At 44.6% G+C, this 18,324-nt stretch carries 13 protein-coding genes; 5 read left to right on the top strand and 8 right to left on the bottom strand.

From position 1 onward, the window contains the following. Positions 1–90: 90 nt before the first annotated feature. Positions 91–1,284, bottom strand: a complete 1,194-nt coding sequence (locus AC3CHU_RS21400; protein ID WP_488525619.1) for a benzoate/H(+) symporter BenE family transporter — start codon at positions 1,282–1,284, stop codon at positions 91–93. Positions 1,285–1,421: 137 nt separating this feature from the next. On the opposite strand from AC3CHU_RS21400, the gene AC3CHU_RS21395 reads away from it, so the two are divergent. Then, the gene (locus tag AC3CHU_RS21395; protein ID WP_171308381.1) at positions 1,422–1,988 is read left to right on the top strand and encodes a helix-turn-helix domain-containing protein; all 567 of its coding nucleotides are present in this window, start codon (positions 1,422–1,424) and stop codon (positions 1,986–1,988) included. 105 nt (positions 1,989–2,093) lie between these two features. Here AC3CHU_RS21395 and AC3CHU_RS21390 read toward each other — a convergent pair whose 3' ends face one another. After that, entirely contained in the window at positions 2,094–3,143 is a 1,050-nt protein-coding gene (locus AC3CHU_RS21390) for a cysteine synthase A (RefSeq protein ID WP_479295059.1), read from the bottom strand. A 171-nt stretch (positions 3,144–3,314) separates the two neighbouring features. Here AC3CHU_RS21390 and AC3CHU_RS21385 point away from each other — a divergent pair, with 171 nt between their 5' ends. Further along, entirely contained in the window at positions 3,315–3,530 is a 216-nt protein-coding gene (locus AC3CHU_RS21385) for a hypothetical protein (protein ID WP_004731730.1), read from the top strand. 170 nt (positions 3,531–3,700) lie between these two features. On the opposite strand, the gene AC3CHU_RS21380 is transcribed toward AC3CHU_RS21385, so the two are convergent. Next, positions 3,701–4,894, bottom strand: coding sequence for an acetate/propionate family kinase (locus tag AC3CHU_RS21380; protein ID WP_017081950.1), 1,194 nt, complete (start codon positions 4,892–4,894; stop codon positions 3,701–3,703). A 765-nt stretch (positions 4,895–5,659) separates the two neighbouring features. Beyond that, positions 5,660–7,669, bottom strand: coding sequence for a DEAD/DEAH box helicase (locus AC3CHU_RS21375; RefSeq protein WP_054541796.1), 2,010 nt, complete (start codon positions 7,667–7,669; stop codon positions 5,660–5,662). 393 nt (positions 7,670–8,062) lie between these two features. Between AC3CHU_RS21375 and rnb the strand changes: the two genes are divergently transcribed. Both rnb and AC3CHU_RS21365 read left to right on the top strand, forming a co-directional pair. After that, entirely contained in the window at positions 8,063–10,069 is a 2,007-nt protein-coding gene (gene rnb, locus AC3CHU_RS21370; protein WP_017088444.1) for an exoribonuclease II, read from the top strand. Positions 10,070–10,271: 202 nt separating this feature from the next. Beyond that, complete coding sequence (locus AC3CHU_RS21365; RefSeq protein WP_017095053.1) at positions 10,272–11,078, top strand: helix-turn-helix domain-containing protein; 807 nt, start codon at positions 10,272–10,274, stop codon at positions 11,076–11,078. A gap of 173 nt (positions 11,079–11,251) precedes the next feature. Here AC3CHU_RS21365 and AC3CHU_RS21360 read toward each other — a convergent pair whose 3' ends face one another. Beyond that, a complete protein-coding gene (locus AC3CHU_RS21360) occupies positions 11,252–11,614 on the bottom strand; it encodes a DUF3024 domain-containing protein (protein ID WP_488525618.1) in 363 nt (120 codons plus the stop codon). A gap of 309 nt (positions 11,615–11,923) precedes the next feature. Between AC3CHU_RS21360 and AC3CHU_RS21355 the strand changes: the two genes are divergently transcribed. Continuing rightward, positions 11,924–12,739 (top strand): phosphate ABC transporter substrate-binding protein, encoded by an 816-nt coding sequence (locus tag AC3CHU_RS21355; protein ID WP_488525617.1) that lies wholly within the window; start codon positions 11,924–11,926, stop codon positions 12,737–12,739. A gap of 236 nt (positions 12,740–12,975) precedes the next feature. On the opposite strand, the gene AC3CHU_RS21350 is transcribed toward AC3CHU_RS21355, so the two are convergent. From AC3CHU_RS21350 to AC3CHU_RS21340, 3 genes are all read right to left on the bottom strand, one after another. Further along, positions 12,976–13,662: a MaoC family dehydratase gene (locus AC3CHU_RS21350; RefSeq protein WP_004731744.1), complete on the bottom strand. Its 687-nt coding sequence runs from the start codon at positions 13,660–13,662 to the stop codon at positions 12,976–12,978. A gap of 333 nt (positions 13,663–13,995) precedes the next feature. Next, positions 13,996–17,148 (bottom strand): efflux RND transporter permease subunit, encoded by a 3,153-nt coding sequence (locus AC3CHU_RS21345; RefSeq protein WP_488525616.1) that lies wholly within the window; start codon positions 17,146–17,148, stop codon positions 13,996–13,998. A gap of 11 nt (positions 17,149–17,159) precedes the next feature. After that, positions 17,160–18,296 carry an efflux RND transporter periplasmic adaptor subunit gene (locus AC3CHU_RS21340; RefSeq protein ID WP_488525615.1) on the bottom strand — a complete coding sequence of 379 codons (1,137 nt, stop codon included), beginning with the start codon at positions 18,294–18,296 and terminating at the stop codon, positions 17,160–17,162. Positions 18,297–18,324 lie beyond the last annotated feature (28 nt).

Here is an 18,324-nt window from a genome sequence, read left to right as displayed (position 1 = left end):
CTGGTTCGAACTGAATATTTGTACCAAGTACAGAGCACCATGATGACTACTGATAAATTTAAGGCCTCGCTCACTAGGGACATTATCTCATTACGACGAAGTTTGCGAAGTCTTGTTTGCTCCACGCGACTTAGCTTTGTAATTGTGTAACCAGCAACAAAACAACCCAATACACAGACCCCAAAATGCACTGCCGATTCCCAGTAAATTAGTACCAGAAGCAGTCAATAAGAAAGTAAGCAGTGCGGGTTCTCGGTAGTGACTGTCTGCCATTGATACCGCAAGGCAATTCATCAAAGTCGGCATCACCGCTAAGCCAGCAACCGCAAGGACAATCTCGGTGGGCACAGCGCTAAACAGCGACACAAATGACATCCCCATCACGCCAGCTAACAAGTAAAACCCGCCCATACAGATCCCCGCCATGTAACGTGTCTTTGGATTGCCATCCGCATTAGGGCCCATGCAAATAGCGCCCGTAATCGCTGCAAGGTTATACGCAAAACCACCAAACGGTGCGAAGATCAAACCTGTCACCCCGGTAGTGGTAATGATCTTCGATGAATCGACTTGGTATCCGTTCGCTTTTAGAACCGAAAATCCCGGTAAGTTCTGTGAAGCCATCGTCACTATAAACAATGGGATACCGACACTGAACAACGAAAAGAATTCAAAATCGGGCGAAATGAACACTGGGGTCGTTAATCCCATAGTCACCTGACTGACATCGAGTTTGCCAAACCCCACACACATGACCAATGCGATGATGAAAATGCTTGGGATCAGTAAATTTCCTAAACGCGCTTTCGCCAGAATAAATACGGCGAGCATGACCGCTACGACTTGTACCTCTTCCATTAACGACGTGAATAAACCCAAGCCGAATTGCAATAGAATCCCCGCGAGCATCGCAGAGGCAATCGATGTTGGAATCTGTTTTAGGACTTTCTCAAATATCCCCGCTAATCCAACTAACGTGATCAACATCGAACTGAACAAAAACACGGCCACGGCCTGATTCATTGTCAGCCCTTCAAGAGACGTGATTAACAACGCAGCTCCAGGCGTCGACCACGCTGTAACCACAGGCTTCTTGTAGTGAAACGAGAGCAGTATCGTGGTTACGCCCATGCCAATTCCCAACGCCCAAAACCATGACGCCACTTGTTCTTCGGTTGCTCCAGCACTCATTGCCGCTTGGAAAATGATCGCCGTGGCGCTCGCATAACCAATGAAAACAGCGATAAAGCCGGTACTGACGTGAGAAAATTTTAGCTTAGTCATGTTAATTTATTCCTTCGTGCGTTATTTAGCTTAGTCATGTTAATTTATTCCTTCGTGCGTTATAACGTCCATAGACTGAACTTAGCACTCGTGCGCTATAACGCACAACTAATTTTTGAAAAACTTGTAGAGAAAATATGCAAACAGAAATTAAAGTCGGCGTTAACTTGAAACGCCTTCGCCAAGAAAAAGGCTGGAGCTTAGACAAAACAGCGAAAGCAACAGGCGTGAGTAAAGCAATGTTAGGACAAATTGAACGTGGAGAATCAAGCCCGACAGTCGCTAAGCTCTGGCAGATAGCTTCTGGGTTCGAGGTGTCACTTTCGAGCTTTATCGCGGCTAGCCCAAACAGTGAACTGACGAGTTTATTCAGAGATGCAAGCGAACTAAGGCATGAGGAATACAACATTGGTTTTTTCGTCAGTTTGTTGTTTCCTTTTGAGGAAGCACTAGGGTTTGAAATATTCGAACTCACCCTAGCCCCCGATTACCAACATAAATCCGCCCCACATAACGCAGGCGTCACTGAGCACATCTTATGTATTTCAGGAGAGATGGCCGTGATGTTTGATGGTGAGTGGCATACGTTACGAGCAGGGCAAGCCGTTCGCTTTAATGCTAACCAGAACCATGGCTACAAAAATATCGGTGAAGGAAATGCCGTATTTCATAATGTGATTCACTACCCTAATAACAAGCAATAGTGCCGGGGTTGGTGATAACGGCTATAACCGGATGTTTAGCGCTAACGGATGTCCATCGCTAACGAAAGAGCAGGCATCCCACTGGCTAGTATTCACTGAGAACGACTATACGTTGACGACCATGCTGCCATCTTCTGCTTGGTAACGTGCCCATAGTTGAGAAAGGTTTTCTTTATTAAGCTGTATCTCTTTTTCTTTCAGAAATGCTTCGTTGTGCAGCTTCGAATACGAGCGCTCAGCAAGGTCACAGCTAAATGTAACGATGGTTTTCCCTTTCCCCATTCTAGCCGCAGCGTATAGCGCACCTGCTACGTTCAATGACGAACTGCTTCCTAGAAGAATACCGTCATGCTCCGCAACAAGGCGGGATATCGTCACCAAATCCTGATCGGGCAGCGTGATGGCACGATTGATTTTTGCTTGCCTGAAATTTTCAACCGTTCGCATGATCCCTATGCCTTCCGTGAACGAACTTCCCGTTGATTGATAGTGTCCATTACGTAGAAACGAATAAATGCCGGACCCATTTGGGTCAACTAACCAAGTTTCGAGGTTGGGTTGCTGCTCAGATAGATAGTGTGAGTTTCCGGCAATGGTTCCTCCAGTCCCCACCACTGAAACTAGAGCATCAATTTTCCCTTGGGTTTGCTGCCAAATTTCCGGTCCAGTATTTAAATAGTGCGCTCGATAATTACTGAGATTTTCAAACTGATCTGCCCACCAATAATTCTCATTTTCGACACCAATCCGCTTAGCCGTGTGGTAAAAATGTTCAGGGTTTGCAAAAGGACAAGGGTCGACCAATAACAGTTCAGCATTATAAAGCGAGATCATGCGCTCTTTCTCTTGTGCCTGCCCTTTTGGCATCACCACCAACATTTTGTAACCAAGGGATTTAGCGACTAGAGCAAGGCCGATCCCCGTATTTCCTGCGGTACCTTCAACGATTGTCATTCCCGGCTTAAGCTTACCGGCTTCTACTGCATCCATAACCAACTGAAGTGCCGCTCTATCTTTAATCGAACCACCCGGGTTCTGGTGTTCGCACTTAATAAGAATCTCACAACCTGATATCTCTGAAAGACTATTGATTCTAACAAGATCGGTATCGCCGATGAGTTCACTGAGATTGTTTGCAATGTGGGCAGATGACATCGCGACTCCATTTATTTATTGAGGATGAGTTTGTTGATCGATTGATCTGTCGATGATCATAAGCGTAGCTCTGAGGTCTGCTTAGTCAAGGAGTGGCGGAATTGAAAAGACTCTCATTTTCAAAATAACAATTATAATTAGGGGTGAACGATTAGATTGAGGGTAAATAAGATGTTTCTAAAAGAGAAAAAAAGCGGTGACCTCGTAGATGTTACTGAAATGACCAAATTAACCAACTTATTTCAGGACAGTATCGAAGGTCGGTTTCAAGCTGGCGAAGAACAGCAAGACCCTGAGATGTTTAAAAAGTCCGAACTGGTGTTTATGTCAGGTGAAGAGTTACCTCGATGCTGGACAGATCCAAACTACCGCTCAGAGGTTAAATAACCTTAACTCTTCCAGAGTACCAAGTGAGTTGTAATTGAAACTCTGTTCTAAAAGCGTTTGACCATATGGGCTATTCCCTCTGTTAAAGCGTTCAAATGCATCTTTACTAAACACAAAAAAGCGAGCCACTTAGGCTCGCTTTTCAATTGTTTCTTAAGCAGTTGCTTCGATTACAGAAGCTCTACCGACTGTTGAGCAATAACGAATTCTTCATTGGTTGGAATAACCATTGCTACAGCGTCTAGCATTTCTGATTTAGCGATGATGCCTTCAGCGCCAAAACGAGCGGCTTCATTGCCTGCTACATCTTCAACAAAACCAAGAATCTTAAGGTTGTTTAGGATTTCACGACGAATTGGTAGAGAGTTCTCACCGATACCGCCAGTGAAGATGATGCCGTCTAAAGAGTCTAGCGTTGCAAGGTAAGAAGCGACGTATTTAGCTACGCGGTAAGTAAACACCTCAAACGCAAGCTTAGCGCCTTCATGGCCCTCTTCCATTGCTTCTAAGATGCCACGAGCATCGCTCGTAAGACCAGACACGCCAAGGAAGCCAGACTCTTTGTTTAGAGAGTTAAATACTTGCTCTTGTGACCAACCTTTCTTAAGTAGGTATTCGATAATACCAGGGTCTAAGTCACCACAACGTGTGCCCATCATAAGGCCAGAAAGCGGTGTGAAGCCCATTGAAGTATCAACACTGTTACCGTCTTTGATAGCACATACAGATGCGCCGTTACCTAGGTGAACAGAGATGAAGCTCGATTCTTCTACTGGCTTGTTGACCATTTTCGCAGCTTCACGGCTAACGAAGTAGTGGCTCGTACCGTGGAAGCCGTAACGACGAACGCCGAAGTCTGTGTATAGCTCTTTTGCGATTGCACCTGTAAATGCACGTTGTGGCATCGTTTGGTGGAAAGCAGTATCAAACACGGCGAACTGAGGTAGAGAAGGGAAAGCTTCAATTGCAGCACGGATACCGATAGCACCTGCTGGGTTATGAAGTGGAGCTAAGTCAGATAGGCTTTCAATCTCACTCGTTACTTCTTCAGTAATACGAACGGTTTGAGTGAACTTCTCACCGCCGTGAACGATACGGTGACCGATCGCCACGATATCAGCTGTGAAGCCTAAGTCTTCCATCAGGCCAACCAATTTGCCAATGGCAATTTTGTGGTGGTTACCCTCGCCTTGAATAGCAATTTCTGTTTTCTGACCTTGATGCTTCCAGCTCATGCGAGCATCTTCAAGACCAAAACACTCCCCTAAGCCACTTAATACTGCGTCACCAGAAACAGAATCGATGACAGCAAATTTAAGGGAAGAACTACCCGAGTTAATAACCAGAACAAACGAATTAGACATTGGATATGGATCCTGTTTCAGTACGAATTTAGTGAAGTTTGCGCTTCAATTTTAGTTAAGTCTATTATTCAATAATTTTTGAACCTTTCAACTTTTGTTTTGCAAAAACCACCAAATGAACACAATTAAGTTGATCTTAGTCATCAATTCATTTCTTTCGAGAAGGAAAATTAAAAAATAGTTGAATTAGATGAAGTAAATGCAGTTATGAAACTGATAGGTTCATACAAACCACATTAAGAGCAAAGTCATCTTGGATTGAAATCTTATCCAAGAGTCCAATTCAAGAATTAAGCCCATACAGCCAATAAACCAGCTAGCGTTCTACGCTGCGACTTAAAAAATACAGCACGACACTTAAATATAGAGCTGTTGGTTGCCAATACCCGCTAATAGACTTTAAGGCGTTTAACTTCGCCTCAGCACTATAAAGAGATCACTTATTTGGATCGAAAGGTTGAATAGATCTTACTTCAAAATCCATTTTCATTTTTCATTATAGCTGTGCATTTCTTTTGCTAGACATCGCTCGACTCCCATACCTCTAGACTAGACACGCTAAACGGCGCTTTACGCACATGTCACTGTGGCAGCCTTATGATGCGAGGCACTATCTTAATCAGGGCTTAGGACGTGCTACAGGCGTAAAGAATAAAATAGCAGGCACAAAAAAGCCGAGCATAATACTCGGCTTCTAATTTCACTGTTTAAGCTATTCGTCTATAAGCACTTGGCTTGTAAATTTCAACTTAAACTAAAGGTTGATTAACCTTCGCTGCGCTCTGGACGACGACCGCGGTTGCCGCCATTGCCAGCTGCTGCGTTGCCATGGCCACGTTCGCCACGGTGGTTACCACGGTGATCACCACCACGGTTACGGTCAAAACGACGTTCGCCATCACGACCACCTGCAGAGTTACCATCACGTGCGCCGTCACGGTTGCCACGGTAGCCACCACGACCGCCATTGCCACCTTCACGGTTACCACCTTCGCGATTACCGCCTTCACGGTTACCACGGTAGCCGCCGCCATCACGACCGCCACGACCGCCATCACGACCGCCACGGTTGCCATCACGACCGCCGCCGCCACGACGAGGCTCACGGAAGTCGTTGAAATCAACAACTACAGCGCCAGCTTCTTTTTGACGAATGCGAAGTTTGCTTAGCTTACCAGCAGTTTCAGAGTTCATTGCTTTTGGCAGTTGAACGTAAGTAGAACCTTGGTCTAGCTTGATAGCACCGATAGAACCTTTAGTTAGGCCTAGTTCGTTTGCTAGTGCGCCAACGATGTCTTTAACCTGAACGCCTTGCTCACGGCCAACTTGTAGTTGGTACGTATCCCAATCTTGAGTATTGAAGTTACGACCACCACCGTCACGGCCATTGTCACGATCTTCACGACGCTCTTTGCGACGGTTCTTATCACGCTCAATAGCAGCGATCATTGGGTCTTCGCCAACGTAGAATAGTGGGCTCTTACCTTGCTGACGCTTAAGAAGCATTGCAGCTAGAGTAGCAGCATCAACTTCTAGAGACTCTTGTAGTGTAGAGATTAAACCTGCGAAGTTTTCTAGAGCTTTGCTCTCTTTCTCAGTTTCAAGCTCAGCACCAAGCTTAGCAACACGTGCAGCAGCAACTTCGTCACGTTGTGGAAGTTGGATTTCTTCCATTTGAGACTTAGTTACACGCTCGATTGTGCGAAGCATACGGATTTGGTTAGTACGAACTAGTAGGATCGCTTTACCTTTACGTCCAGCACGGCCAGTACGGCCAATACGGTGGATGTAAGATTCAACATCGAATGGGATGTCGTAGTTAAATACGTGAGTGATACGTGGAACATCAAGACCACGTGCTACAACGTCAGTTGCAACTAGGATATCGATAACACCTTGTTTGATGTGATCAACAGTGCGCTCACGTAGAGACTGAGGAATATCACCGTGCAATGCAGCAGCTTTGAAGCCACGTGCAGATAGCCAATCAGCTAGACGCTCAGTGTCTTGACGAGTACGTACGAATACGATTGACGCGTCAGTTTCTTCAGTTTCTAGAAGACGAGACATTGCTTCGTCTTTTTCTACGCCTTTAACAACCCAGTAATTCTGCGCTACTTTGTCAACTGTGTGGTTAGTACCAGCAACGTCAACTCGTGCAGGGTTACGTAGGTAACGGTCAACAATAGTCTTAACCATTGGAGGCATAGTTGCAGAGAAAAGTACGCGTTGTGCAGTTTCTGGAGCTTGCTCAAGAATCCAAGTAACGTCATCTACGAAACCCATTTTTAGCATTTCATCTGCTTCATCAAGAACAAATGTATGTGCTTCATCTAGGTGTAGACGGTCACGAGTTAGTAAGTCTTTAACACGACCTGGAGTACCAACAACAATGTGAGCACCGCGGCTTAGAGCACGCATTTGGTCAACAATTGAAGCACCACCGTAGATTTCAAGAACTTTAAGACCGTTGATGTCACGACCTAAGTTTTTGATTTCCGCAGCAACTTGAATCGCTAGCTCACGAGTAGGAGCCATGATGATTGCTTGTGGTTTGTGTTGGTTCAGGTTGATTTTGTTAAGCAAAGGCAGAGAGAATGCTGCTGTTTTACCAGTACCAGTCTGTGCTTTACCTAGTGCGTCACGGCCTTCAAGAAGAAGAGGAATAGCTGCTGCTTGGATTGGAGTCGGAGAAACGAAACCCATGCTATCAAGAGCTGAAAGAATGTTATCGTTAAGGGCTAATTCATTAAATTGAATTACAGATTCGGACATTGGGATCCCACTATATATAAGTAAACAAAAGGTCCCGGGAGCTCTATCAATTCCAATACTGATCCAATCAGATACTGATTCCATTCAGAGTTACGAAGCAGTAATAAAACACTTCAAGCCATTAGGGACGTCTAAGGGAGGCGGATTATTCCCTAAATGCATAAAAAAATCCAGAAAAAATTGAAATACATCACATATTTTTCGCTTTTACATCAATACTGGTTATCATATCGTCAAAACTTGATGAATATCTCGTCACAGCACCCATCTCCTAGCAAATTGACCTAGTTAAATAAGAGGGCAATTAATTAACGCTCACTTCGCCTTTAAGTAGTAATCAAGCCTCGCAATGATTATAGTGTGCTCAATTGTCCTCGATAGATAAAAGTCAAAATGTTTCAAGATAATCCTCTACTCGCTCAACTCAAACAGCAAATCCAAGAAACCCTCCCTAAAAAGGAAGGTACAATCAAAGCCACTGAAAAAGGGTTTGGTTTTCTCGAAGTCGATAACAAGACCAGCTTCTTCATTCCACCTCCATACATGAAGAAATGTGTACACGGTGACAAGGTAATTGCCATCATTCGCACCGAGAAAGATCGCGAAGTAGCAGAGCCTGAGGAATTGATTGAACAAGGCCTTACTCGTTTTATTGCACGAGTGAAGTTGTTTAAAGGTCGTTTGAACGTTGTTCCAGATCACCCACAACTGAAAAAGCTGCAACTTAAAGCGAAAGCAAAAAAGGGGCTAAACCCTGAAACGCTAAAAGAAGGCGACTGGGTTGTTGCTCATATCATTCAACACCCGTTAAAAGGTGACAACGGATTCTTGGCTCAAATCTCTGAAAAAATCACAGATGCTGACGACAAGATCGCACCTTGGTGGGTAACGCTTGCACAAAACGACCTACCAAACAGCGAACCTGAAGGCATCGACGACTGGCAGATCAAAGACGACGCTGATCTTGAACGTATCGACATGACTCACGTCCCTTTTGTGACTATCGATGGCGAAAGCACAAAAGATATGGACGATGCGCTTTACGCTAAGAAGAAAGAGAACGGTGATTTTGAGCTAACTATTGCGATTGCTGATCCTACCGCTTACATCTCTCCAGATGATGCGATGGATAAAGTGGCTCGTGAGCGCGGTTTCACTATTTACCTACCTGGCCGTAACATTCCTATGTTACCTCGTGATCTAGCTGACAACTTATGTTCACTAATAGAGAACGAAGTTCGCCCGGCACTTTGCTGCACAGTAACAGTATCTAAAGAGGGTGTTATCGGCGATGACATTAACTTCTTCGCTGCGAACATCAAATCTCATGCTCGTCTTGCTTACGACCACGTATCTGACTGGCTAGAAACCGGTGCATCAGACAAATGGCAACCATCAGAAGAGATCGCTGCGATTGTTTCTGACCTTCACCAATTTGCACAAGCACGTTCAGCATGGCGCTCAACAAACGCTGTTGTATTCCCCGACCGCCCTGACTACCGCTTTGAACTTAGCGAAGATAACGATGTTGTCGCTATCCACGCAGACATGCGTCGCACTGCAAACAAGTTGGTTGAAGAATCTATGATCAGCGCGAACATCTGTGCAGGTCGAGTATTAAAAGAAAGCTTTAACCAAGGTGTCTTTAACTGTCACTCTGGATTTAAAGCAGAGAAAGTAGCAGACGTTCTAGAACTGGTTAATCCAGAAGCCGAAACACCATTTACAGAAGAGCAGATCGTTTCTCTGGAAGGTTTTGCTACTCTGCGTCGTTGGTTAGGCTCTCTAGACAACAGCTACTACGACAACCGTATTCGTAAATTCCAAGCGTACAGCGAGATCAGCAATGAACCTGCGCCACACTACGCGATGGGTTTAGACATTTACGCGACGTGGACTTCTCCAATTCGTAAATACGGCGACATGATTAACCACCGTATGCTTAAGGCTCACATCCTAGGTAAAGCGCCAATTCAAACACCAGACGAAACTATTGGTGATGAACTTGCCCTGCACCGCCGTCACCACGGTATGGCTGAGCGCAATGTTGGCGATTGGTTGTACGCTCGTACTCTAGCAAACGCTCCTGTAGAAGAGACTCGCTTCCAAGCAGAGATCTTCGACATTAACCGTGCTGGTATGCGTGTGCGTCTGCTTGAGAATGGTGCAGCTGCATTTATCCCTGGTTCTCTCATTATTGATAATAAAGAGAGAATAGAGTGCAACGGTGATATGGGTACTGTATCTATCGATAAAGAAATGGTATACAAACTGGGAGACGTTTTAGAAGTAGTTCTCTTCGAAGTTAATCAGGAAAACCGTAACTTAGTAGCAAAACCTACTCAAGTATTTGCGGACTTGCCTAGCGAGCCTGAAACGACAAACGAAACCGAAGCTTAAGAGCTTTAAAGGTTACGGCTTTCAAGGTCAAAGCTTGCAAGGTTAAGGCTTTCAAGGTTAGAGCTTTCAAGGTCAAAAGCTTCAAAGGTTCACTTCTAAAGGCGCTAATAATTAGCGCCTTTTTTGTAAATGTCTCATGCTTAAACAATACTTAAAAAAATAATCAATAAGCAATCAGTTTACAACGTCAAAGAAGCGCACTATGTCATCAATCACAGTTACTCAATTCAGAAACTTCATTCCCAGGAAACGGGAACGTTACCCCGCCTCTAAAAACGGTATTTTCATCGTTTCTAAAGGCAGTATTTCTTTCGTGCTACCTGATGGGACTGAAGCCTCATTGCAAGCCGGAGATTTTACTCTTTACAATTCTGGTCAGATTAAAGACATCACCGTTGACACTGAGAATGGCGAATTCAGTGCAACCTGTGTAGATTTTGATTTGGCTATTTTTCAGAAATTCATTAATCAGTTCAGTGACTTAGAACCCACACGAGTCCCAGATAAATACATTAAGTTTAATAAAACTGATACCGAAATATGCCAATTGAAAGAGCTCATCATGTCGCTCGTTCATTCATCGACTCAGAATGACTACGCACTCACTCAATTAGGTTTAGGTTTGCTCTCTCTAATGGTCGAGCAGCACCCTGCTCTGTTAGTTATTATTGCCCGAGCGTCAAGGTTAACCGTGACGCAAAAGGTCATTCATTACATTGAACAGAACATTGAGAATAATATCTCACTCGATACCCTAGCCAGCTATATGGGGATGTCACCAGCCACACTTAAACGCCGTTTATCGGCTGAAGACCTTTCCTTTTCAAATCTATTAAAGATAAAGCGAATCGCCCACGCAGCGACACAGCTCAGAACATCGAATAAATCTATTACTCAAATCGCTTATGAATCTGGATTTAAAAGCGCGGCACACTTCAGTACAGCCTTTAAAACCTATCATGGCAAGACTCCAAAAGACTTCCGCTCTTTGGTTGCACAGTCTTATTAGTTGCACAATCTTATTGGCTGTACTGTCTTATTGGTTGAACAGTCTTAGAAAGTACGAGTGCACATGCACATGCACATTCAGATAAAAGTATAAATCTGAAATGTGTTGGTGGGAGTTTACGAAGGTCGTTCGTTTTTGGTATCAAACCACCAGCGAACACCTAAGTAAAATGGTCACGACCAGAAGTAGGATTTAGGGTCTTTTTCTATTTCAGCCAAAATAGCATCAAGAACCTTGGATTGAGGAAGGTAAGGGTAAGGTCCCCAATTTACAGAGTCGGTTTCCGCATTATCTTCAAGTGGCACCATCACCACCCAGCAAGATAACGACTCATCAAAGGTAACGCAGGCGATCTCGTTGGTATAATCACTATGAGATGAGTCGAGTAGATAATGCGCCTGAGAAAACAGCACACCACCCTCACACTCTTCATAAAGGGATTTGCCTAGCTCTACAGGTAAACTACGATTTCGTGAAGTACAGAGCCTCTCAGCTCCAATTAAAAGACGATTCAGTTCTATATGAATAACGGACATAACACCCCTTGTAACTTCATAGAAACTTCTAAGTAGTGAATTCCTCTACTTAGCTTAGGACTCAACGATCATTTTAGCGAACAAGTGCAAACAAAATACCCGCCCTGCTCCCAGAAACGAATCCTTCTTCAGTAAACACATTCTAAAAGGGTAAAGCCGTCTAAATTTTATTAACCAGTGCCATTTTGGCAGCCACACTGCCTTTCACTCACCAGATTAACTGCTATAACGTATCCGTATAGAATTTCACAAAAGTGTCATATAACCGACCTATCATAGCCAACAAATGTTATTAACTAGGAGTTGTTTATGTTACGAGTCGCGCTTGCCTCTCTTTTATCCTTAGCCCTGTCTTCTCAAGCTGCTTTAGCACAAGAAACCAATATTTCGGGCTCCACTTCTGTATCACGAGTGATGGATGTTTTAGCAGAGGAGTACAACAAGACTCACCCTGATAACTACATTGCGGTTCAGGGCATCGGTTCTACAGCGGGTATTACCATGGTTAATAAAGGTGTCGCTGATATTGGTATGAGCTCGCGTTATTTAACCGACCGCGAACAGGACGAGAAGTTGAAGGTATTTCCAATTGCCTTTGACGGCCTAGCTGTCGTAACTAACCGCTCAAACGCTGTACGCAACGTTACACGTGAGCAGCTATTCGATATCTACAAAGGCAAAATTACGAACTGGAAAGCTGTGGGTGGTGCGGATCAGCCTATCGCAGTTGTAACTCGCGAAGCGTCTTCTGGTTCACGCTACAGCTTCGAAAGCTTGCTTGGTTTGACGAAAATCATTAATGACCGTCTGGTTTCTGACATCAACCCAAATAACTTGGTTGTAAACAGCAACAGCATGGTTAAAACGATTGTTAACCATAACCCACACGCGATTGGATTTATCTCTGTTGGTTCGATCGACCGTTCGATGAAGGCAATTACATTTGAAGGCGTAGAGCCAACATCTAAGAACATTGCTAACCACAGCTATGAATTGGCTCGCCCATTCTTGTTGCTACACAAAACTGAATCAGTTTCTGACGAGAGCAAAGATTTCATCAAGTTCGTGAAGTCAAAGCAAGGGCAAGATCTTATCGAAGAGTACGGCTACACGCGTATTAAGTAGCTTACTGCGTCTAAACTAACTAACCGCGTATTAATTAGCAAAACACGCATTAAGTAGTTACACACGTACTAAATAGCGACATACACATTAAGTCAGCAAAATGCTTTTCGTGATGTTGTTACCAACGCTAGAGATGTCGATTTGATATGGCACAAACAAAAAGAGAGAGCCTTAAGCTCTCTCTTTTTTTGAATCTATAATCTTCGCTTAAAAGCAGTTCCACTTATAAAAAAGCTCTAGAAGTGAAGTTGGATCACTGAAACGATCACAGCGCCAGGACGACGAATACCTTCGATTTCTACGCGAATTTCGCGTTCAATCTCTAGGCCTTTCTTAATTGGCGTTACTTTTGTTAGCGTACTTTTAGCACGAACGTTACTGCCCGATTTTACAGGATATGGGAAACGAACTTGGTTAAGACCAATGTTTACAACCATCTTCGCTGTTGGGAATTGAGACTTATCAGGATCAACACTGTCAGTCAGTCTAGGAAGCAGAGACAAAGTCAAAAAACCATGTGCGATGGTTGTTTTGAACGGAGAATCTGTTTCAGCCTTAGAAGGTTCAGTATGGATCCATTGCATATCTTCAGTAACAAGGCCGAACTGGTTGATACGGTCTTGACTAACATTGATCCAGTCGCCAGTATGAATAACTTCACCGATCTGCTGATTAAGCTCATCAAACACAAGCTGTGCTTCTCGCGTTAATACGAGCGGCTGTTCTATTGGCATCTCTGGTGCATCTTCATTTACAGCAGGTTTGTGGTGATCACGAACCCAAGCAAAGAAATGGCTATTTTGCGTACGATTCAGAAAGTCACCCCAGTAATCTCTAAGAGCTGGAGACATCCATTGCATAAACTCTGAGTGTTGCGAAGACACGCTATCGCCTCGGTGTTTAAATAAATCAATGACTTTCATAAGAACCTCAATGCACAAAAAATTTCAATATAACTAGGTAATTTTGAAACACTTCACACTATTGTGCAAATGTTTTCGAGCATACACTCGTTAGCTGAACACTGTTATTTCTATATTAAACAGACACTTAATAATAAAACATCATTTTATTACAAAACCTAAATTAGAGTGTTAGCTCCATCACAAAACGAACATTTGATTATATAAATGGCGTTTTTATTCACAAGCGGAATAAAAAAGGCTTAGCGCAATGCTAAGCCTCAGTTTTTATAAGGATTTAATCCTGTAAGGGATTAGCCTTGCAAGGCGTTAATCTTAACGGAGTTAAGTCTCCTATTCGTCATCAAGTGGAATCAACTTAGTCGAGCCACCGTGTGCCTTCTCACGCTTACGTTGCACGAATGCATAGAAGCCTGGGATTAGGAACGTACCCGCTAACAACACACATAGCAGACCGCCGATCAGTGAAATACCCAACGAGTTCTGGCTCACGTGACCTGCGCCCGCTGCGAAGATAAGCGGGAAGATACCTAAGATGAACGACCAAGAGGTCATGTTCACAGCACGGAAACGCAGCGTACCGCCCTTCACTGCCGCATCTTCAATTGATGCGTCTTTCTCTTCACGCTCCACTTTTGCGAACTCTACAATCAAGATTGCGTTCTTCGCGGCCAAGGCTATCAAGAGAACCAAACCAATTTGCGCATAGAGGTTCAACGGTGTGCCTGTTAGATTCAACGCTAAGAAGGAGCCTAAGGTTGCAACCGGTACCACTAAGATAATCGCTATCGGTATTGTCCAACTCTCGTATTGAGCCACCATAAACAGGTAGATGAAGATCAGAGCCAGTGCAAAAGCAAAGATCGCTTGGTTGCCAGCCAATACTTCTTGGTAGGCCATGCCTGTCCATTCGTACTGATAACCCTGAGGTAAGACTTCAGCGGCTACACGTTCCATTGCAGCAATCGCATCACCACTTGAGTAACCCGGCGCTGGCTGGCCTTGAATCACGGCACTGCGGTACATGTTGTAACGCCATGCGACATCTGGTTCGAATATCTGGTCGTAAGTCACCAATGTACTGAGCGGGATCATCTCGCCATTAGACGAGCGCACGTGGAATCGTTGGAGATCATCCATGCTGCTACGGTGTTCACTATCAGCTTGCATGGTCACGCGGAAGTTCTTACCAAACATGGTGAAATCGTTCACGTACAGTGAACCAAGATTACCTTGCAGCGTTTGGAATATTTCCGACAACGGAATACCTAACTGTTGTGCTTTCTCACGGTCGATATCGACATAGTAGTGAGGAACGTTGGCACGGAAAGTACTGAACGTATGTGAAATCTCAGGCTGTTTGTTCGCCTCAGCAATCACGTCATTCATTACCATCGCCAGATCAGTACGGCTACGACCTAATGTATCTTCTAGAACAAATTCGAAACCAGAAGCCGCACCCATACCCGGAACTGCTGGAGGTCCCATTGCAAACACAATAGCTTGAGGCAGTTCAGTGGCCGCTCGACCATTAATACGTTGTGAGATAGCTTGTGCGGAATGTTGACCATCCAGTGCGTTACGCATATCCCAATCATGCAGTTTGATAAATAGCGACGCGCCATTCGAAGCAGAAGCGCCTGTCATGAACGCGTAACCATTAACCAATGTCACTCCATCAACACCCGGTTCCTGCTCTACCATCTCTAGTAATTGCTCTGTCACATCTTCAGTACGAGACAGTGATGCCGCGTCAGGAAGCTGCACGTTAACCAGCAAAATACCTTTATCTTCTTGAGGTACAAACGCGGTTGACGTCGTTTTCGCGAAGTAAGTAACCGCTGCTAGCGCCACAACAAAGAAGGTGAACAGCAGAACACCTTTTTTCACAAGGAAGCCGGCGATTTGGCCGTATTTGTTAGTAACAGACTCTAAGCCACGGTTGAACGCTTGGTACCAACGAGCTGTGTTGCCACCACCCTGCTTGAGAACCAGTGAACACAATGCTGGTGACAGCGTTAGAGCATTAATAGAAGAGATAACAACAGCGATACAAATAGTCAGAGCAAACTGACGATACATGATGCCTGTAATACCCGGAAGCATCGCTACAGGGATAAACACGGCGAGTAGTACCAATGTAGATGTCACAATTGGACCCGTCACTTCTTTCATCGCGATCAGTGTTGCTTTACGCGGTGAGATCGTAGGGTCTTTGGCCATCGTGGTATCTACGTTCTCGATAACCAAGATCGCATCATCTACTACGATACCAATCGCCAATATCAAACCAAACAGGGTTACCGTGTTGATGGTAAAGCCTGTCATCTGCATGATCGCAAAAGTACCAATCAAAGATACCGGAATCGCAACCACCGGAATCAAGGTCGCACGCGCACTACCCAAGAACAGGTACGTCACCGCGATAACCAGCAAAATTGCTTCGATAAGTGTTTTGACTACGCCTTTGATCGACTCTGCAACGAAGAGTGTGGTGTCATAACTCGCCTCATAAGCAACGCCTTCAGGGAAGTTTTTGCTTAGATTGTCTAGCATCGCCATTACCGCTTTACCACTTTCCAGTGCGTTAGCGTCTGACTGAAGTGACAGCGTTACGATCGAAGCATCTTGACCACGGTATTTACCATTACCATCGTAGAACTTTTTACCTAGCTCAACGCGTGCAACGTCTTTTAAGTAAACCGTTGAACCATCTTGATTTGCACGAAGTACTACATTCTCAAACTCATCAGCCGTTTCTAATCGGCCTTTTGTTACCAAGTTGAATTGAACTTCTTGCGCGTCATTATAAGGCGCTGCACCAATACGGCCAGCAGCGACTTGCACGTTCTGTTCCGCCAATGCGCGATTCACGTCAGGGGTAGTGATATTGAGGTTAGCCATTTTTTCAGGATCTAACCAAACACGCATCGCGTATTCACCGCCACCCAATACGTTAACTTCACTAATGCCCTTTACACGAGCTAGTTGGTCTTTAATGTTCAAGTTTACGTAGTTGATCAGGAATTGGTCGTTGTACTCTCCGTTCGGCGAGTAGAAGTTCAATACCATCAGCAAGTCAGGAGAACGCTTCTTGACCGTTACACCCACCATTCTTACTTCTTGTGGGAGCTTAGACTCGATCTGAGCAACACGGTTTTGAACGTTGACCTGAGCCATATCAGCATCAGTACCGACATCAAAGGTCACATTAAGGTTGTATGAACCATCATTAGCACTTTTAGAAGACATGTAGATCATATCTTCTACGCCGTTAACCGACGTTTCTATGGGGTCGGCTATTGCCTGCTCCACCACTTCAGCACTTGCGCCCGTATAGAATGCCGACACACTGACCGACGGTGGGCTAATTTTTGGATATTCAGCCACTGGCAAGATAGCGAGAGAGATCGCACCCGCCAGCGTTAATATTATGGATATGACAAGGGCAAACTTAGGCCTTTGAATAAAGAAACGACTTAACATAAATAGTCCCCTTACTCAGCTTGTTCAGCAGTAGGTTGAATACGAACGGACATACCATTACGTACACGCTGTAGGCCTTGAGTGATCACCGCGTCGTCTTTCTCTAATCCAGATTGAACAATCACGCCACCTTCAACTTGTCGCCCCATCTCAATATTTCTACGCTCAGCGACTGGTGCAGCTTCGCCTTCAACCAGTACCATTACAAAGTCACCTTCTAGGTCGGTTTGAACTGCACGTCGCGGGATAGTCACAACATCAATCGATTGTTTTTCACGTAGATCAACGCGAACGTGTTGGCCTGGAAGTAGTTGCTGATTCGGGTTATCAGCAATGGCGCGCATCGCGATTGTACCAGTATTAAGGTTGATACGGTTGCCCAAGAAATCAAGCTGACCTAGATGTTCAAACGCTTCACCATTCTCAAGTATGATCTGAACTTCAACCCCTGCAGAGTCACTGCTGCCGTCGCCTTCAATGCGATCCATCCCTAACTCAATACGCTCACGTTCACTGATGCTGAACGACGCATGGATTGGGTCTAGGCTAACCAACGTAGTTAATACACCTGAAGACGGCGAAACCAGATCACCCGTGCTCACTTTGGTGTCGCTGATTCTTCCAGAAAAAGGGGCAATAATTTTGGTATGAGAAAGCTGAACGTTGGCTGCATTTAGCTGAGCTTGGCTTGCTTCAAGCTGTGCTTGAGAACCGAGTAAGTTTGCCGTCAATGCATCAAATTCCGATTGAGAAATGCTGCCCTTAGGGAGAAGATTCTTACCACGATTAAAATCAAGTTCGGCTTTTTTAAGGTTGGCATTCGCTTGAGCAACCGACGCTTTTGCGCTTGCTACTTCAGCTTCAAATGAGGATGGCTCAATTAAGTATAGCAATTGACCCTTTTCGACCATTTGACCTTCATTGAAATGACGGCTTTGCAGATAGCCCGAAACTTGCGCTGTGATAGCCGTGTCTTCAACGGCTTCAATACGACCGATGTACGACTTACTTTGCTGGTGAGAAACAACGCTAACATCCTGTACAGCTACGAGAGGTAGAGGCGCTTGCTTGGCATTTTGAGCATCTTGCCCACACCCAGCAAGAATAAGAGAGCTTGCAAGAGCCGTAAGGATCAACTTTTTACGCATGGTTATACCGTCACTTATGAGAAATTGA

Source organism: Vibrio sp. QJM3NY_39, assembly GCF_057785895.1.
Note: the sequence above shows the minus strand (reverse complement) of the source record. Positions and strands in the feature narration are given on the sequence as shown.

Excerpts from the sequence above, each read along its gene's own strand:
- AC3CHU_RS21400 (WP_488525619.1), bottom strand. The coding sequence starts at position 1,284 with ATGACTAAGCTAAAATTTTCTCACGTCAGTACCGGCTTTATCGCTGTT.
- AC3CHU_RS21395 (WP_171308381.1), top strand. The coding sequence starts at position 1,422 with ATGCAAACAGAAATTAAAGTCGGCGTTAACTTGAAACGCCTTCGCCAA.
- AC3CHU_RS21390 (WP_479295059.1), bottom strand. The coding sequence starts at position 3,143 with ATGTCATCTGCCCACATTGCAAACAATCTCAGTGAACTCATCGGCGAT.
- AC3CHU_RS21385 (WP_004731730.1), top strand. The coding sequence starts at position 3,315 with ATGTTTCTAAAAGAGAAAAAAAGCGGTGACCTCGTAGATGTTACTGAA.
- AC3CHU_RS21380 (WP_017081950.1), bottom strand. The coding sequence starts at position 4,894 with ATGTCTAATTCGTTTGTTCTGGTTATTAACTCGGGTAGTTCTTCCCTT.
- AC3CHU_RS21375 (WP_054541796.1), bottom strand. The coding sequence starts at position 7,669 with ATGTCCGAATCTGTAATTCAATTTAATGAATTAGCCCTTAACGATAAC.
- rnb (WP_017088444.1), top strand. The coding sequence starts at position 8,063 with ATGTTTCAAGATAATCCTCTACTCGCTCAACTCAAACAGCAAATCCAA.
- AC3CHU_RS21365 (WP_017095053.1), top strand. The coding sequence starts at position 10,272 with ATGTCATCAATCACAGTTACTCAATTCAGAAACTTCATTCCCAGGAAA.
- AC3CHU_RS21360 (WP_488525618.1), bottom strand. The coding sequence starts at position 11,614 with ATGTCCGTTATTCATATAGAACTGAATCGTCTTTTAATTGGAGCTGAG.
- AC3CHU_RS21355 (WP_488525617.1), top strand. The coding sequence starts at position 11,924 with ATGTTACGAGTCGCGCTTGCCTCTCTTTTATCCTTAGCCCTGTCTTCT.
- AC3CHU_RS21350 (WP_004731744.1), bottom strand. The coding sequence starts at position 13,662 with ATGAAAGTCATTGATTTATTTAAACACCGAGGCGATAGCGTGTCTTCG.
- AC3CHU_RS21345 (WP_488525616.1), bottom strand. The coding sequence starts at position 17,148 with ATGTTAAGTCGTTTCTTTATTCAAAGGCCTAAGTTTGCCCTTGTCATA.
- AC3CHU_RS21340 (WP_488525615.1), bottom strand. The coding sequence starts at position 18,296 with ATGCGTAAAAAGTTGATCCTTACGGCTCTTGCAAGCTCTCTTATTCTT.